Here is a 13,728-nt window from a genome sequence, read left to right on the forward strand (position 1 = left end):
CAGCGCCAGGTGGACGCACGGATAGCCGAAGCAGCCCGTTACACCCCACCCCGCCGCACATGCTTCACCAACACCTTCTCCAGCAACTCCCACATCGCCGGCTCGGTACTGAACGCCACGTTGAACCGCATCCAGCCGGTCGCCTTGGCATCGACCATGAACAACTGCCCGGGCCCGAGCATGATGCCTTTCTCCAACGCATCATCCAGCAACGCCGCGCTGTCCGGAATCGCCGGGTGGCGGGTCCAGATATACATCCCTTCATCCGACTCGATGAACAGCTCGAAGCCCAACCGATGCAGATGCCGGCCAACTTCCTGGTGCGCCTCGGCCAAACGCTGGCGCAGGCGCTTGAGGTGCTTGCGCCAGCGCCCGTCGATGATCGCGGCATACACCACGCGCTCCATCACCTGCGAGGTGGTCAGGCCCGAGCGCATCTTCAGGTGCAGCAGCTTCTGCATCAGCTCGGGGTTGGCCAGCATGTAGCCGACCCGCACATTGGGCGAAATGCTCTTGGAGTAGCTGCCCACGTACACCACCTGCTGCAGGTGGTCGAGGCTGGCCAGGCACGGCTGCGGTTCGGCGACCATGTCGGCATACAGGTTGTTTTCCACCAGGCGGAAGCCGTGCTGGCTGGCCAGTTGCAGCAGGCGGTGCAGCTGCGGTAGCGGCGTGCGCGAGCAGGTCGGGCTGTGCAGGTGCGGCTGGGTGAAGAACGCAGTGGGGCGGTGATGGGTGAGCAACTGCTCCAGTTGGTTCAGGTCGTAGCCGGCCGGTGTGCGCGGTACGCCGACCAGGGTTGCGCCCTGGGTGCGCAGGATGCTCATCAGGTTGGGGTAGCCGGGGTCGTCCACCAGCACCACGTCGCCCGGGCGCACCAGGGTGCGCGCGGCCAGGTCCAGGGCCTGGCTGGCGCCATGGGTGAGCATCAGCTGCGCCGGGTTGGCGACGATAGACAGTTCCTGCTGCAGGTTCTGTGCGGTCAGTGCTCGCAGTTCCATCAGGCCCATGGGGTCGCCGTAGCCCGACAGCTCCAGCGGGCTGCCGGCCACCTGGCGCAGGCCGCGGCGCAGGCCGTCTTCGTACATCCAGTCGTTGGGCAGCCAGCCGCAGCCAGGCTTGAACGGCAGCTGGCGGATTTCGAAGATCTGCTGCAGGTACCACTCGGAGTTGAACGTTGGTCGACTGGTGTCGGCCTCGGCGTTGTGCGGGTCGAGCAATTCGCCCGCCGCGCGGTTGACGAAGAACCCCGCATTGCCCCGGCTCACCAGCAGGCCCTGGGCGACCAGACGGTCGTAGGCCTCGACCACGGTGAAGGTGCTCACCGAATAGCTCGCGGCAAAGGCGCGGATCGAGGGGACCTTGGCGCCTGGCTTGAGGGTCTGGTTGTCGATCAACTCGCGCAGCCCGTCGATGATCTGGTTCACCAGCGGGGTCGAGGAGTCTGGATGTAATTCGAACATTCGGGGCCTTCAGGGTGCGTATCGCCCGGCGTTTGCAAGGTGTATTGCATGGGCGACCTGTACAGTGCAGTGCGAGTTTCATGCCACTGTGCATGGCTCTCTGCGTCGGACATTTTTACATTAGGTGTCAGATATCGCCACCTAAAGCATGTTCAGTTCGCCCCAGGCGCCTGCCCTGGGGCGCGTCAGCAGGCCGCCATGGAGGGCCTGCGTGTGTTCGCTCACACCATCCTGCGCGCATTAGCACTGATGTACGTGAAACCGCCAGCCATCGGGGTTTTACAGTTTTCCTTGGATAAAAAGAAGCACGGGGTACACAACTGATGGACGCAACATCCACAACCACCACCGCGAAAAGCGGGCACGAGAGCAAGCTCAGTGCCTCGCTCAAGTCGCGCCACCTGACGATGATGTCGATCGCCGGGGTTATCGGCGGCGCCTTGTTCGTCGGTTCCGGCAGCGTGATTCACAGCGCCGGCCCAGCCGCGGTGCTGGCCTACCTGGCAGGCGGCATCCTGGTGGTACTGATCATGCGCATGCTGGGTGAAATGGCGACTTCCTCGCCAGACACCGGTTCGTTCTCCACCTACGCCGATCGCGCCATCGGCCGTTGGGCCGGTTTCACCATCGGCTGGCTGTACTGGTGGTACTGGGTCATCCTCATGGCCTGGGAAGCTTATGTGGCGGGCAAGATCCTGCATGGTTTCTTCCCCGACGTCAGCGTCAACGTGTTCGTGCTGGCCACGACCCTGTTGCTGATCACCGTCAACTTCTTCAACGTCAAGCACTACGGTGAGTTCGAATTCTGGTTCGCCTTGATCAAGGTGATCGCGATCGTCTGCTTCCTGATCGTGTGTACCGCTGCCGTGCTGAACATCTGGCAGTTCGGTGAAGTGCGTGGCATCAGCCACCTCACCGCCGAAGGCTTCATGCCCAATGGCATCACCACCGTGATCGGTGCCTTGCTCGGGGTGATGTTTGCCTTCCTCGGCGCGGAAATCGTCACCATCGCCGCTTCCGAAGCCAAGGACCCGGCCGCGCAGATCGTCAAGGCGACCAACTCGGTGGTCTGGCGTGTGTGCCTGTTCTACGTGGGTTCGATCTTCCTGATCGTCTGCCTGGTACCGTGGAACGACCCGCACCTGGGCGTTTCCGGCTATGGCGCCTACCGCCGCACCCTGGAGCTGCTGGGCGTGCCGTATGCCGAGCTGCTGATGAACTTCGTGGTGCTGACCTCGGTGAGCAGCTGCCTGATCTCGGGCCACTACACCGCTTCGCGCATGCTGTTCTCCCTGGCCCAGCGTGGCGACGCGCCGTCGTTCTTCAAGATCACCCGCGCCGGCACCGGTGTACCGGTGTACGCGATCATGGGTTCGTGCGCCGTGGCCGTGGTGTGTGCGCTGATCAACTTCAGCGAGACCCTGCGCCCGAAAGACGTGCTGGAAACCCTGATGAACACCACCGGCATGATTGCCCTGCTGGTGTACCTTGTGATTGCCTTCTCGCAGCTGCGCATGCGCCGCAAGCTGATTGCCGAAGGCAAGGAAGTACGCCTGAAGATGTGGCTGTTCCCATGGCTGACCTACCTGGTGATCGCGTTCATCGTGGCCGCCCTGGTAACCATGGCCTTCATGCCTGACTACCAGATCCTGGTGATCTCCACCGGTATCGCCGCGGCAATCGTGGTGGCGATGGGTGTGGTGCACCAGATCCGCACTGGCAAGCAGCACTAAGCGTCACTCGCTTCTCGAAACGGCCGGCTCCCTCAGGGACCCGGCCGTTTCGCGTTGTTGGGCCAGGTTTTGTGGGAGCGGCCTTGTGTCGCGAAAGGGCTGCAACACCGGAGAACCATGGGGCCGCCTTGCGGCCCTTTCGCGACACAAGGCCGCTCCCACAAGGACCGCGTCAGACCTATCAGAACAGTGCAGATGGCAATATGCTGAACACATTGCCCGCCCAAAGGAGCTTCACATGGCCTGGTCCGCCACCCAGTACTCGCTGTTCGAAGACGAGCGTACCCGCGCCGTGCGCGATCTGCTCGCCGCTGTGCCACCACGCCCGGTACGCCACGCCACCGACCTGGGCTGTGGCCCTGGCAATTCCACCGAGGTGCTGCTGCAACGTTACCCGGATGCCCAGGTGACGGCCCTGGACAGTGACCCGGACATGATCGAAAAGGCCCGCGAGCGCAAACGGCTGTGCATCCCCCGGGTGCGCACTGTCGTCGGTGACATTGCCGGCTGGTCCGCTCCCGAGCCGCAGGACCTGATCCTGGCCAATGCCTCGTTACAGTGGGTGCCCGACCACGCCTCGCTGTACCCGCACCTGGTGCGCCAGCTGAGCGAAGGTGCCAGCCTGGCCGTGCAGACCCCGGACAACCTCGACGAGCCGGCCCACCGGCAGCTGCGCGAAATCGCCAGCCAGGGCCCCTGGGCGGCGAAGTTCTCTGATTTCCAGCTGCCGCCACGGCACAGCGCGGCGTTCTACTACGACCTGCTCAGCCCGCTGTGCGCGCGGGTGGATGTGTGGCGTACCACCTATCATCACCCCTTGGCCGGTGGCGCCGAAGCCGTGGTGGAATGGTTCAAGGGTTCGGCCTTGCGTCCGTACTTGGGGCGGTTGGAGGAGCAGGAGCAGGCGGATTTCCTGCAGATGTACCTGCAGGCGATGCAGCGCGACTACCCGCCGGCCACCGATGGCAAGGTGCTGTTGCCGTTCCCGCGGCTGTTCGTGATCGCTACCCGCTAGGGCGGCGCCAGCGCCAGGCCACGTAGCTGTAGATGCCGAGGTTGAGCAGCAGCACCAAAGTGCCTAGCAGCAGCTGGATGTGCGGTGTCAGCCCGGCGGGGTAGATCAACGGCCAGATGTAGTGCTCGACGAAGCCGCCCTGATAGCCCGCGTCACCAGCCGCGCTGCGCATGCGGTTTTCCCAGGTGGTCAGCGGGCAGCCCAGGTGCAGGCATTCCACCGCCATGCCCCAGGCCAGCGCCGGCAGGTGCAGCAGCAGGGCAGGGCGCCAGCGCAGTACCATCAGGCCGCCGAACAGCACCAGCAGGATGAAGAGCAGGTGCAGCAGGACCAGGCTGTCGGCGGCAAGGCGGTAGAGCATGGGGTGTGTGCCGAGGGTTGAGGTTATCCCAGCATAGTTGGGTTGCCCGTACCGGCCTCTTCGCGGGTGAACCCGCTCCCACAGGTACTCCACAGAGCTCGAGAGCTGTGGAATACCTGTGAGAGCTGCCTACATTGGTCTCCACAGGTACCGTGCCAATCTGAGCCTGAGTGCGGCCCCTGTGGGAGCGGGCAAGCCCGCGAAGAGGCCGGCACAGGCTTACAACCCTTCCTCCACCATCTGCAGGAAGGTCGCCACCACCCGCCGCGTGCGCTGCTCGCTCAGGCACACCAGGGTCTCGGTCAGGTGCCGCTGGCAATCGACGATCGGCAAGGCGCACACCCGCGCATCCGCACCAAACTCCGCCGCCGACACCACCCCCACACCAATCCCCACCACCACCGCTTCCCGCGCCGCTTCCCGGCCTTCCACCTGGATCGCCGGGCGAATCCGCAGCCCGGCCCGTTGCATTTCTTCTTCCAGCGTCTGCCGCGTCACCGACCCGGGCTCGCGCAGCACCAGCGGCGTATCGTCCAGGTCCGCCAGGCTGATCGCGCCGCGGCTGGCCCATGGGTGCTGGTGGGAGACGAACGCCACCATCGGGTCGCGGCGCAGCGGCAGGCAGTGCAGCCGCTCATCGTCGACGTCCCGCCCCAGCAGGGCCAGGTCGGCCTGGTAGCTGAACAGCCGGGCCAGCGACTCGTCGGTGTTGCCGGTCTCGATCTTCACCTGGATGCCCGGGTAGCGCTGGCAGAAGCGGGCGATCTGCGGCAGCACGTGCACCGGCGCATCCACCGCCAGCACCAGGCTGCCGGTGTGCAGCGCACGCGAATCCTGCAGCAGTTCATGGGCCTCGGCCTCGCAGGCGAACAGGCGCTGGCTGATGCCCAGCAGGCGCTCGCCGAGGTCGGTGAGCTGCACCGAACGCTTGTTGCGGTGGAACAGCAAGACGCCGAAGCGCTCCTCCAGTTTGCGCACCTGGTCCGACACCGCGGGCTGGGTAAGAAACAGCTTTTCGGCGGCGCGGGTAAAGCTGCCGTGAACGGCCACGGCATGGAAGGCCTTGAGTTGTGCGTGGGAAACCGACATGACGACCTCAGTAACAAGCTGGGCTTATGTGTGAAATACGATAAATCGATTTTATTTATCTTAGCGCAACTGTTTCCATGCATGTCAGCCCGACGCTGGTACCACAAGTGCCGCCAGGGCCATGGCACCCACACGGCGCCATCTGACCCGATGACAGCCTCGTCATCGCTGTGCGTAACACAAGAACAAGACAGGCGTTTCTTCACATTCTGCCGGCACACTCAAGCAAGAGGTCAGACTTACATGAACCAATCCCTAGCCGCGTTCAAACGCTGGCGTATCCAGATTTTCGCCATTACCTGGCTGGCCTACGCCGCCTTCTACTTCACCCGCAAGGCCTTCTCGGTGGCCAAGCTGGGCATCGGTGAAGACCCCAACTTCATGCTCGACAAGGCCGCCATGGCCAACCTCGACGCCATCTACCTGGCCGCCTACGCCGTAGGCCAGTTCACCTGGGGCATGCTTGCCGACCGCTTTGGCCCACGAGTGGTGGTGCTCGGCGGCCTGCTGATTTCTGCTGCTGCGGCGGTGGTGATGGGCAGTTACGCCACCTTCCCGATCTTCGCCACCTGCATGCTGGTGCAGGGCCTGGCGCAATCAACCGGCTGGGCCGGGTTGTGCAAGAACATCGGCAGCTTCTTCCCGGCGTCGCAGCGTGGGCGGGTGCTGGGCCTGTGGAGCTCCTGCTATGCCTTCGGCGGCCTGGTGGCCTCGCCGTTCGCCGGCTGGTGGGCCTATACCCTGGTCGGTACGTGGCACGCGGCGTTCTTCTCCAGTGCCGCGGTGGTGGCGCTGGTGGCCGTGCTGTTCTTCTTCCTGCAGCGCAACAAGCCTGAAGACGTCGGCCTGCCGGCGGTGGAGCCCGAGCCACAAAGCATGGCCCCGGCCGGCAACCTGTGCAGCGTGTGGGCGCCGCTGAAGGAGATCATGCGCAACCGCACGGTGCTGACCCTGGGGCTGGCGTACTTCCTGTTGAAGCCGGCGCGCTACGCCATCCTGCTGTGGGGGCCGGTGATCGTCTTCGAGCAGATGCCCTCGGTGGGCAAGGTAGGGGCAGCGATCATCCCGACAGCCTTCGAACTGGCCGGGCTGCTCGGCCCGATCATCATCGGCCTGGCCTCCGACAAGCTGTTCGGCGCCCGGCGCATGCCGGCCTGTGTCATCAGCCTGGTGTTGCTGACCGTGGCGTTGGCGGCGTTCATGGCGGCCATGCACACCGGCAGCGTGATCCTGGTGGTGGCCCTGCTGTTCGTCATGGGCCTGACCCTGTACGGGCCGGACTCGATGATCAGCGGCGCTGCGGCCATCGACTTCGGCACTGCCAAGGCCGGCGCCACCGCAGCAGGTTTCGTCAACGGCTGTGGCTCGGTGGGGGCGGTGCTTGGCGGGCTGCTGCCGGGGTACTTCGATGGTGTCACGGTGTTCATCGTGTTCGCCGGCTGCGCGCTGTTCTCGGCGCTGGTGCTGCTGCCGCACTGGAACAGCCGCCCGGCCAGCGCTGCGCAAAGCACTGATGTGGCACCGAATACCAGCATGGCAATCAAGCCACTGCGTACCTGAAAGGAAAGCGAGCGAATGAGACCCTTCTGGCTGCAACAGGCCCTGGATTCGGCGCAAGAGGCGGTGTGCCCGCCGCTGCAAGGCGATGTCCGTTGCGATGTGTGCATCGTCGGCGGCGGCTATACCGGCCTGTGGACCGCGCTGATGCTCAAGGAAGCGGTGCCGGCCCTGGATATCGTGCTGATCGAGGCCGATATCTGCGGTGCCGGTGCCAGTGGCCGCAATGGTGGCTGTGCGTTGTCCTGGTCGGCCAAGTACTTCACCCTCGAGCGGTTGTTCGGGGTGGCCGAGGCGGTGCGCCTGGTGCGTGAGTCGGAGCGCAGCATCGGTGAGATCGGCGCGTTCTGCGCGGCCAATGGCATCGATTGCGACTACCGCCTGGACGGCACGCTGTACACCGCCACCAACGCCGCGCAGGTCGGCGCCACCGACTCGGTGATCGCTGCGCTGGAGCAAAAGGGGATCAATTCGTTTCGCCGCCTGCCGCTGCAGCAGGTGCAGCGCCTGGCGGGTTCGGCGCGGCACCTGGAAGGCTGGTTCTCGCCGGCCGCGGCCACGGTGCAGCCGGGCAAGCTGGTGCGCGGCCTGCGCCGGGTAGCCTTGCAGCGCGGCGTGCGCATCCATGAGGGCACCGCCATGACCGGCCTGGAGCACGGCGCCCCGGTGCAGGTGCGCACGGCCCATGGCACGGTGCGCGCCGACCGCGTGGTATTGGGCCTGAATGCCTGGATGGCGCGGGCTTTCCCACAGTTCGAGCGCAGCGTGGTGATTGTTTCCAGCGACATGGTGATCACCGAACCTTGCCCCGAGCTGTTGCATCAGATTGGCCTGGACAGCGGCATCAGCGTGCTCGATTCGCGGATATTCGTGCATTACTACCACAACACCTCCGATGGTCGGCTGATGCTCGGCAAGGGCGGCAATACCTTCGCCTATGGCGGGCGCATGCTGCCGGTGTTCGACCAGCCGTCGCCGTACCGGCCGCTGCTGCGTGAAAGCCTGGGCGGGTTTTTCCCGGCGCTGGCCGAGGTGCCGCTGGCGGCCAGCTGGAACGGGCCGTCTGACCGCTCGGTGACCGGTTTGCCGTTCTTTGGCCGGCTGGACGGGCAGGGCAACGTGTTCTACGGCTTTGGTTACTCCGGCAGCGGCGTCGGGCCGTGCCACATGGGCGGGCAGATTCTGTCGTCGCTGGCACTGGGGCTGGACGACCCATGGACCCGTTCGCCGCTGGTCAAGGGGCCGCTGGGGCTGTTTCCGCCCGAGCCGATCCGCTACCTGGGCTCGCTGATGGTGCGCAATGCCATCCGCCGCAAGGAGCGGGCCGAGGACCGTGGGCTGCGGCCGCGCAGGCTGGATGTGCGCCTGGCGCGGTTTGCCGCGGCGGCGGGCAAGGCCGATAAAGGCTGATGAGATTTCTTGTCGAACACAGGCCGGAGGGCGTATAAACTGCACCCACTTTTGGCCGGTCGCTTCCTGAACCGGCCGCTGAAACAAGAGAGTCGACATGGGCGCACAGTGGAAAGCCAAACATAAAGAAGCCGCGGCCAACGCCAAAGGCAAGATCATGGGCAAGCTGTCCAAAGAGATCCAGATCGCCGCCAAGTCCGGCGCCGACCCGGACATGAACCCACGCCTGCGCCTGGCCATCGAGCAGGCAAAGAAGGCCTCGATGACCCGCGAGACCCTGGAACGCGCAATCCGCAAGGGCGCGGGCCTGGACGGCGATGCCGTGCAGTACTCGGCGGTAAGCTACGAAGGTTTCGCCCCGCACCAGGTACCGCTGATCGTCGAGTGCCTGACCGACAACGTCAACCGCACCGTCGCGCAAATCCGCGTGCTGTTCCGCAAGGGCCAGCTGGGTGCCAGTGGTTCGGTGGCCTGGGATTTCAACCACGTCGGCCTGATCGAAGCCACCCCGAGCGGCGACGCCGACCCGGAAATGGCGGCCATCGAAGCCGGTGCCCAGGACTTTGAAGACGGCGACGAAGAGGGTTCGACCCTGTTCATCACCGACACCACCGACCTGGACGCGGTGCAGAAGGCCCTGCCGGAGCATGGCTTCACCGTGACCTCGGCGAAGATCGGCTACACCCCGAAGAACCCGGTGAGCGCGGCAACCCTGAGTGCCGAAGCGCTGGCCGAGGTGGAAGCGTTCCTCGAAGCCATCGACGAGAACGATGACGTGCAGAACGTTTATGTTGGTCTGACTGACTGATCTGCTTCTCTGGGGCCGCTTTGCGGCCCAATCGCCGGCAAGCCAGCTCCCACAGGTACAGCACAAGCCCCGATGGTTGTGGTGACCCTGTGGGAGCTGGCTTGCCGGCGATTGGGCCGGTCGATCCCCTGGAAGGGAGCCTGTATGAACCTCGCTTTCGCCTCCCTTAGCCTCACCCACCTGCGCACCCTCGACCACCTGCTGCAGCTGAAGAACCTCAGCCACGCCGCCGAGCGCCTGGGCGTCAGCCAGTCCGCCCTCAGCCGCCAGCTGGTCCATCTGCGCGAAGCCTTCGATGACCCGTTGCTGGTACGCCAGGGCCGCGGTTACGTGCTCAGCGAACACGCCGAAGCCCTGGTCGAACCCCTGCGCCAGGTTCTCGAAGAGCTGCACGCCCTGCGCCAGCCCGCGGTGTTCGACCCGGCGCGCTGCGAGCGGCGTTTCTGCCTGGCCGCTTCGGACTACGTGGCCGAGCACATGCTGCCGCTGCTGGTGGCGGCGCTGGAGCGCGAAGCGCCGGGTGTATCGCTGGAGTACCGCACCTGGCAGGCCGGCCAGTACGCCTTGCTGGCCAGCGGCGAGATCGACCTGGCCACCACCTTGTTCGACGAGTCGCCACCCAACCTGCACGGGCGCCTGTTGGGCGAGGACCGCGCGGTGTGCCTGATGCGCCACGACCACCCGCTGGCCGCCCGCGGCGCGCTCAGCCAGGCCGACTACCTGGCGCACAAGCATGTGCGTATTTCCGGTGGAGGCGACAAGGACAGCTTCATCGACCGCCACTTGCGCGCCCAGGGCCTGCAACGGCGGGTCAGCCTGGAAGTGCCGTTCTTCTCTGCCACCGTGCAGGTGATCGCCAACAGCCAGGCGCTGGCCACCGTGCCCGAGCACATCGCCCGGCAGCTGTGCCGCCTGCATGACCTGGCCTGGCGGCCGCTGGGCTTCATCGACCACAGCCAGCGCTACTGGGTGGTGTGGCACCAGCGCCTGCAGGCCTCGGCCGAACACCGCTGGTTGCGCAACCGGGTGTTCGAGTTGTGGCGCCAGTCGCAGTTCGGTGTGCAGGGCGGGCATGCGGGTTTGCCATAGCAGGTATGCGTGAGGTGGGGTTATTCACTTCGGGATAGGTGCCTAGACTGGGGCATTGTGTTGCCTGTACCGGCCTCTTCGCGGGTAAACCCGCTCCTACAAACGATGCAGTACCTGTGGGAGCGGGTTTACCCGCGAAGAGGCCAGTACAGGCAGCGAACCACCCACAGGAGACCCCAGGTGACCCCCGAACAATTCCGCCAGTACGGCCACCAACTGATCGACCTGATCGCCGACTACCGCCAGACCGTCGGCGAGCGCCCGGTCATGGCCCAGGTCGAGCCCGGCTATCTCAAGGCCGCCTTGCCCGCTCAGGCCCCCCGGCAAGGCGAACCTTTCGCAGCGATCCTCGACGACGTCAACCAGTTGGTCATGCCCGGCCTTTCCCATTGGCAGCACCCTGACTTCTACGGCTACTTCCCCTCCAACGGCACCCTGTCGTCGGTCCTCGGTGACTTCCTCAGCACTGGCCTGGGCGTGCTGGGCCTGTCGTGGCAGTCCAGCCCGGCCCTGAGCGAGCTGGAGGAAACCACCCTCGACTGGCTGCGTCAGCTGCTCGGCCTGTCTGGCCAATGGAGCGGGGTGATCCAGGACACCGCATCCACCAGTACCCTGGTGGCGCTGATCTGCGCGCGGGAACGCGCCAGCGACTACGCACTGGTACGCGGCGGCTTGCAAGCCCAGGCCAGGCCGCTGATCGTCTATGTCAGCGCCCATGCCCACAGTTCGGTGGACAAGGCCGCATTGCTGGCCGGTTTCGGTCGCGACAACATCCGCCTGATCCCGACCGACGAACGCTATGCCCTGCGCCCGGAAGCACTGCAGGCGGCGATCGAGCAGGACCTGGCCGCCGGCAACCAGCCCTGCGCCGTGGTCGCGACCACCGGCACCACCGCTACCACGGCCCTCGACCCGCTGCGGCCGATCGGCGAGATCGCCCAGGCTCATGGCCTGTGGCTGCACGTGGACTCGGCCATGGCCGGCTCGGCGATGATCCTGCCGGAATGCCGCTGGATGTGGGACGGCATCGAGCTGGCCGATTCGCTGGTGGTCAACGCGCACAAGTGGCTGGGTGTGGCCTTCGATTGCTCGATCTACTACGTGCGCGACCCGCAGCACCTGATCCGGGTCATGAGCACCAACCCCAGCTACCTGCAGTCGGCGGTGGATGGCGAGGTGAAGAACCTGCGTGACTGGGGTATCCCGCTGGGCCGTCGGTTCCGTGCGTTGAAGCTGTGGTTCATGCTGCGCAGCGAGGGGGTCGAGGCGTTGCAGGCACGGCTGCGGCGTGACCTGGACAATGCCCAGTGGCTGGCCGGGCAAATCGGCGCGGCGGCGGAGTGGGAGGTGCTGGCGCCGGTGCAGTTGCAGACGTTGTGCATTCGCCATCGGCCTGCGGGGCTGGAAGGGGAGGCGCTGGATGCGCATACCAAGGGCTGGGCCGAACGGCTGAACGCGTCCGGGGATGCCTATGTGACGCCGGCGACGCTGGATGGACGGTGGATGGTGCGGGTGTCGATTGGCGCATTGCCGACCGAGCGGGAGCATGTCGAACAGCTCTGGGCGCGCCTGCAGGAAGTGGTCAAGGGCTGAAACTGCCGGGGCCGCGTTGCGGCCCTTTCGCCGGCAAGCCAGCTCCCACATGGACTGCATCGGCCTCAGGCTTGATGCGACCCTGTGGGAGCGGGCATGCCCGCGAATGGGCTGCAGAGCAGCCCCCTGCAATCTGTCAGTGGCTCACTGCCTGAAAGCTCCCTTTACGGCTAGCCTCATACGCGGTCTTGTCCATCGGCTTGGCATCGGGGTTGCCAAGGTCTTCCATCGCCAGGCGATGGGTTTCCGGGGCAATGTACGCTGCCAGGGCACACACGCAGGTGATGAAGAACGCCAGGCCACCGACCACCAGCGGGATGTTGTCCGAACCAGGCGGGGCAACCAGGGCGAACAGTGCCGGCAGCATGGCGGTCAGCATGGTGCCGATGTTCTGCGCGATGGCCATGGCCGAAACACGGTAGCGGGTGTGGAACAGCTCCGGGTAGAAGCTTGGGAACACCGCGTTGTAACCCTGGTACACCATGCCCCACATCACGATCGACGAGGCGAACGCCAGCGGTACGTTCTGAATGCTGATCGCATAAAGGTAGACGAAAGCCAGCAGGCCCGAGCCCAGGCAACCGGCGATCATGGTCGGGCGACGGCCGATCTTGTCGGACAGGTTGCCGACAAATGGAATCACCAGCACCGCGACGATGTTGCCGACTACCGGAATCCACAGGTACACGCTCTTGTCGAAGCCGATGCCATAGGCTGGCTGCACCGCGTAGGCCGCACCGAAGATGGTGGCGACTACCGGGATCACGTTCATCAAGGCCATGAACATCACCAGCACCATGTGCTTCCAGCTGTGGCGGAAGGCCTCGCTGATCGGCGACTTGGCGACCTTGTCCTGCTTCTCTTCCTTCACGAACGCCGGGGTTTCGTGCACTTCCTTGCGAATGATGAAGCCGGCGATCAGCACGATGGCGCTCATCAGGAATGGAATGCGCCAGCCCCAGTCGTTGAAGGCTTCGCTGGGCATGAAGTAGGCCAGTGGCAGGAACACTGCCGCCGCCAACACCTGGCCAGCCTGCACGCCTTGCAGGGTGAAGCTGGCGTAGTAGCCCCGTCGACCGAACGGTGCGTGCTCCATGATCATCGAACTGGCACCGGAGATTTCCCCGGCCACGGCAAAGCCCTGGATCAGGCGCAGCACCACCAGCAAGGCCGGGGCGAGCAGGCCGATGTCGTGGTAGGTGGGCAGCAGGCCCACGGCCATCGTCGACAGGCCCATCAGGAACATGCACAGCAGCAGTACGTTCTTGCGGCCGCGGGTGTCACCCCAGTGGCCCAGCACGAAGGCGCCGACCGGGCGCGCCAGGTAACCCACGCCGTAGGTGGCCAGCGAGGCAATGATGGCCATTTTCGGGTCGGTGTTGGGGAAGAAGATCTGCGGGAAAATCAGCGCAGCGGCCTGGGCGTAGATGAAGAAGTCGTAGTACTCGAGTGCCGAGCCTATCCATCCACTGGCGGTCGCTTTCTTGGCTTGAGAGCTGGAGTGAGCCATCGTTGTCTCCGTTGTTATTGTTGTTTGCACAGGTTCCGCCGGAGATTCGCCAAGGCAGGAGGCGAGGGTCGGTGTGCCTGCGTCTGTGGTTCATGTTGAC

At 65.1% G+C, this 13,728-nt stretch carries 10 protein-coding genes and 1 pseudogene; 7 read left to right on the forward strand and 4 right to left on the reverse strand.

What is annotated here, in order from left to right:
* Positions 1–38: 38 nt before the first annotated feature.
* The gene (locus tag ABX298_RS20625) at positions 39–1,463 is read right to left on the reverse strand and encodes a PLP-dependent aminotransferase family protein (RefSeq protein ID WP_015269943.1); all 1,425 of its coding nucleotides are present in this window, start codon (positions 1,461–1,463) and stop codon (positions 39–41) included.
* 323 nt (positions 1,464–1,786) lie between these two features.
* Between ABX298_RS20625 and ABX298_RS20630 the strand changes: the two genes are divergently transcribed.
* Both ABX298_RS20630 and tam read left to right on the forward strand, forming a co-directional pair.
* Positions 1,787–3,196 (forward strand): amino acid permease, encoded by a 1,410-nt coding sequence (locus tag ABX298_RS20630; RefSeq protein WP_025338600.1) that lies wholly within the window; start codon positions 1,787–1,789, stop codon positions 3,194–3,196.
* A gap of 238 nt (positions 3,197–3,434) precedes the next feature.
* Positions 3,435–4,211, forward strand: a complete 777-nt coding sequence (gene tam, locus ABX298_RS20635) for a trans-aconitate 2-methyltransferase (RefSeq protein WP_367393561.1) — start codon at positions 3,435–3,437, stop codon at positions 4,209–4,211.
* Here the strand turns inward: tam and ABX298_RS20640 are convergent.
* Positions 4,201–4,572: a DUF2784 domain-containing protein gene (locus ABX298_RS20640; protein ID WP_367393562.1), complete on the reverse strand. Its 372-nt coding sequence runs from the start codon at positions 4,570–4,572 to the stop codon at positions 4,201–4,203. The genes tam and ABX298_RS20640 overlap by 11 nt on opposite strands.
* A 219-nt stretch (positions 4,573–4,791) precedes the next feature.
* On the reverse strand, positions 4,792–5,661 hold the full coding sequence (locus ABX298_RS20645; RefSeq protein WP_013972053.1) for a LysR substrate-binding domain-containing protein: 870 nt from the start codon (positions 5,659–5,661) through the stop codon (positions 4,792–4,794).
* A gap of 243 nt (positions 5,662–5,904) precedes the next feature.
* Here ABX298_RS20645 and ABX298_RS20650 point away from each other — a divergent pair.
* From ABX298_RS20650 to ABX298_RS20670, 5 genes and pseudogenes are all read left to right on the forward strand, one after another.
* Positions 5,905–7,152 (forward strand): annotated as a pseudogene (locus ABX298_RS20650) (MFS transporter); the annotation flags it as partial.
* 84 nt (positions 7,153–7,236) lie between these two features.
* A complete protein-coding gene (locus ABX298_RS20655; protein WP_317410134.1) occupies positions 7,237–8,628 on the forward strand; it encodes an FAD-dependent oxidoreductase in 1,392 nt (463 codons plus the stop codon).
* Positions 8,629–8,725: 97 nt separating this feature from the next.
* Entirely contained in the window at positions 8,726–9,436 is a 711-nt protein-coding gene (locus ABX298_RS20660; RefSeq protein ID WP_085592727.1) for a YebC/PmpR family DNA-binding transcriptional regulator, read from the forward strand.
* 144 nt (positions 9,437–9,580) lie between these two features.
* Entirely contained in the window at positions 9,581–10,525 is a 945-nt protein-coding gene (locus tag ABX298_RS20665; protein WP_367393563.1) for a LysR family transcriptional regulator, read from the forward strand.
* Between the two features lie 180 nt (positions 10,526–10,705).
* A complete protein-coding gene (locus ABX298_RS20670; RefSeq protein WP_367393564.1) occupies positions 10,706–12,118 on the forward strand; it encodes a DOPA decarboxylase in 1,413 nt (470 codons plus the stop codon).
* A gap of 136 nt (positions 12,119–12,254) precedes the next feature.
* Here ABX298_RS20670 and ABX298_RS20675 read toward each other — a convergent pair whose 3' ends face one another.
* Complete coding sequence (locus tag ABX298_RS20675; RefSeq protein WP_025338609.1) at positions 12,255–13,628, reverse strand: MFS transporter; 1,374 nt, start codon at positions 13,626–13,628, stop codon at positions 12,255–12,257.
* Between the last annotated feature and the right edge of the window lie 100 nt (positions 13,629–13,728).

Source organism: Pseudomonas sp. X4, from assembly GCF_040784925.1.
GTDB lineage: Bacteria > Pseudomonadota > Gammaproteobacteria > Pseudomonadales > Pseudomonadaceae > Aquipseudomonas > Aquipseudomonas putida_Z.

Excerpts from the sequence above, each read along its gene's own strand:
- ABX298_RS20625 (WP_015269943.1), bottom strand. The coding sequence starts at position 1,463 with ATGTTCGAATTACATCCAGACTCCTCGACCCCGCTGGTGAACCAGATC.
- ABX298_RS20630 (WP_025338600.1), top strand. The coding sequence starts at position 1,787 with ATGGACGCAACATCCACAACCACCACCGCGAAAAGCGGGCACGAGAGC.
- tam (WP_367393561.1), top strand. The coding sequence starts at position 3,435 with ATGGCCTGGTCCGCCACCCAGTACTCGCTGTTCGAAGACGAGCGTACC.
- ABX298_RS20640 (WP_367393562.1), bottom strand. The coding sequence starts at position 4,572 with ATGCTCTACCGCCTTGCCGCCGACAGCCTGGTCCTGCTGCACCTGCTC.
- ABX298_RS20645 (WP_013972053.1), bottom strand. The coding sequence starts at position 5,661 with ATGTCGGTTTCCCACGCACAACTCAAGGCCTTCCATGCCGTGGCCGTT.
- ABX298_RS20655 (WP_317410134.1), top strand. The coding sequence starts at position 7,237 with ATGAGACCCTTCTGGCTGCAACAGGCCCTGGATTCGGCGCAAGAGGCG.
- ABX298_RS20660 (WP_085592727.1), top strand. The coding sequence starts at position 8,726 with ATGGGCGCACAGTGGAAAGCCAAACATAAAGAAGCCGCGGCCAACGCC.
- ABX298_RS20665 (WP_367393563.1), top strand. The coding sequence starts at position 9,581 with ATGAACCTCGCTTTCGCCTCCCTTAGCCTCACCCACCTGCGCACCCTC.
- ABX298_RS20675 (WP_025338609.1), bottom strand. The coding sequence starts at position 13,628 with ATGGCTCACTCCAGCTCTCAAGCCAAGAAAGCGACCGCCAGTGGATGG.